This is a genomic window from Thermococcus sp. (genome assembly GCF_027012695.1).
GTDB lineage: Archaea > Methanobacteriota_B > Thermococci > Thermococcales > Thermococcaceae > Thermococcus.
This window is the reverse complement of sequence record NZ_JALUYR010000107.1, coordinates 1-2,806: the sequence shown is the minus strand read 5'-3', so window position 1 is coordinate 2,806 and position 2,806 is coordinate 1. Positions and strand designations below refer to the sequence as shown.

At 47.4% G+C, this 2,806-nt stretch carries 3 protein-coding genes; all 3 read right to left on the bottom strand.

Going from position 1 to position 2,806, the window contains the following annotated elements:
* Nucleotides 1-10: 10 nt before the first annotated feature.
* Nucleotides 11-565 carry an RNA 2',3'-cyclic phosphodiesterase gene (gene thpR / locus MV985_RS08060; RefSeq protein ID WP_297465111.1) on the bottom strand — a complete coding sequence of 185 codons (555 nt, stop codon included), beginning with the start codon at nt 563-565 and terminating at the stop codon, nt 11-13.
* 83 nt (nt 566-648) lie between these two features.
* A complete protein-coding gene (locus MV985_RS08055) occupies nt 649-2,028 on the bottom strand; it encodes a hypothetical protein (protein ID WP_297465109.1) in 1,380 nt (459 codons plus the stop codon).
* 200 nt (nt 2,029-2,228) lie between these two features.
* Nucleotides 2,229-2,693 (bottom strand): phosphoribosyltransferase, encoded by a 465-nt coding sequence (locus tag MV985_RS08050; RefSeq protein WP_297465108.1) that lies wholly within the window; start codon nt 2,691-2,693, stop codon nt 2,229-2,231.
* Between the last annotated feature and the right edge of the window lie 113 nt (nt 2,694-2,806).

The window sequence follows — 2,806 nt, the reverse complement described above, 5'->3', positions numbered from 1 at the left end:
CCCCCAGACCTCATTCTGCCAGCTCGAATCTCACAACCGTCTCGTAAATCGGTCCCTTGGGAGTTAGCGTGCTCTTTTTCAGTTCTATCGCGTTAACTTCGAACTCACCGAAGTCCTCGTTGGCGAGGTCTTTTAACGCCATGGCCAGCTCAAGCTTATCCCTCACGAACTTAATCCTGCCGATGGTGATGTGCGCCACGAAATCCTTGTCCTTCTTGAAGCCCAAGCGACGCATCTCCCTTTCCACATCAGTCGCTATAGCCCTGATACCCTCGTCGTTCTCTATCCCGGCCCATATCACTCTCACGTAGTTCGGGTTCGGGAAGACGCCCATGCCCTTAACACGAACTCGGTGTTTTCTGTGCCTTTTCGCTATCTCTTTCAAGGCTCTCTTTACCTCTTCAGCTAGGGCCTCGTCAATCTCGCCGAGGAACTTCAGCGTCACATGGAAGTTCTCCCGCTCGACGAACTTTATTTTGGCGGATTTGGTACCTATCCTCTCCTGCGCTCTGAGAAGGCTGTCGCGAACCTCGTCACTGACGTCGATGGCTATGAACGCCCTCATACCACCACCGGGAAAAGTTTGATGGAAAGGTTAAAGGGGTTTCGAGTCCCCTCGAAGTAAAATAAAAGTAAACGTTGCCGGCTTCAATCATCAACTTCCACGTACAAACCAACAGGAACGTTCACGTCCTCATAACTGGTGCCATACCAGTGGTGTACCGGGATTCTGACTTTATATTTACTTTCCATGGCATAGAACGTTACCTGACTATCGGGTCCCTTGTTTTTGAGGTGTCCCAGCATTACATAACTGGCATAATCTCCGGTGCTGAAACCTATTGTAATGGCGTCAAACCAGTCTGGGAGGGCTCCACCACTTAAACCCTTTAAAATAGCCCCAACTGGAACACCAACGCCAAAGCTATGTCCGTCGCTTCCTGCGTATATCTTGCCATAAAATTCGGATATGGATATTGGAGCATTAATGTTTCCGCTAATGCCTTCCGATTTCTTCATCCATTCACTGGGAAAGTTATAACGGGGCATTCCCAGGCTGTGACCGCTTTTTATATGCTTAACTGTTCCATATCTGTCGATTGTGAACCTGTCAATTTTCGCAAAGTACCTCTCGTTCCCGGTTTCAAAACAGCCCAGTCCCGTATAGCAGGAGTATTCCTTTTGATGTATGTAATGAACGGTTCCCTTAATCCATACATAACCCCAGGAGTACTCTTTGGGCACTGTTATATCGTCTCCTCCGGCGTAGTAGTCCGTTATGGATCTTCCCAGAACTTTCACTGTCATCGAACTTGGGTCAAATTTCACTTTCTTAGAAATCTGGTCTCCAAACGCCACAGTAACATCGGGTCCCCAGTATTTCTGAACCTCTGCGGCAATATCAACCGTTCCGAAAACATCACTCCAGGCCAGGTTATGGATTATTAAGACGGGTATTTCCACGTTGTTATAAGAATTTTCTCCGCCTCTGACTGTTCTCCATTCGTACCAGTGCCCGCTGACGAGGGGTTTTATATTTTTACCTCCTGTCTTCGCGGTGGTTGTTTCCTCTTTAATTCTTTTAACTGTGGCATTCATTAGATTTATCCTCAACTTAACGCTCTCGGGGAGGGTAGCTTCGCCCACTTTAGTTTCAAAGCTTTCTGGAGGTAAAGTGTAAACTTTCCCGTCTTTCACAACCCATAAGTCAATCCCGATGAAAGCCGTTTTCGATCCTATTTTTTTCGCAATCTCCCTGGCCCGGTTTAAGGATGGGGCGGATATCCGTATTGTGTTGCCGGAGAATATGAAGCTTCTTTCAAGTGTGCCCCCCTGCAATGTTTTTATGCTGCCCTTCTCGTCAAAAGTCCACACCGTGTAGTATACCTTGCCGTAATCCGTCAAAGCTTTTCCATTCTCGTCTAGTAGAGTTACCCTGGCGCCCCCTAGGGGCGTTGCCTGGATGTAACCTATGGAAAAAATCAAAATTGCAACGACCAGAATGAAAAGCAAGATTTTTCGCTTCATATGAGTTCCCTCCCTAAGTTTTATATTATTACATGAGCAGCTTATCCTTATAAATTTTTCCTTTTACTCTGAGTAAAAATTCTTCCTTTTTTTTTCGAGTATAAATTCGTTCGGAGTTGCGTTTTTTCTGTGGAATGAATCAAAAGAAACCTGAGTAAAAAGTTGCATGGCGATGCAGAGAAAGTGCATAGGCAAAAAACTCACTCCCTCACGACAACGGGGAACTCCTCCCAGGGGAAGACGACCCACTTGTCGGTCCTGAAAACGTAGAAGTCGGGAACGACCTTCGTCCAGGGCTTCATGCTGAGGCATGCCACTTTAACCTCGCTCGCTCCTGCATTCTTGACATCCTCGATGACGACCTCGAGGGTCTTCCCGGTGTCGCTGACGTCGTCCACTATGAGAACCCTCTTTCCTTCAAGCGACCCGTGGAGGGGTATTGTTATTACAGGCCTCTCCATCTTCTTCTCCACATCCTTGTAGAACTTAACGTCAATGACCTTGAGCTCCAGGTCACCAAGGATGTGGCTTAGCATTACAGCAGGAACGAGGCCCCCCCTGGCGATTCCAACCACAACATCCGGCCTGAAGTGTTTCCTGATCTCCCCGGCCAGGGAGAAAACCGCCCTGTCAACCTGCCACCAGGTGAGGTAAACCCTGTCCATGTCAACACCTCCGAATAGCGTGAGTTCTATGCCCAGCACTTAAGCTTTGGGTGATTGGTTGAAGTTAAAAGAAACGCCTTAAAAAACCTATTTTGGCAGAAAAATGTTAAAAA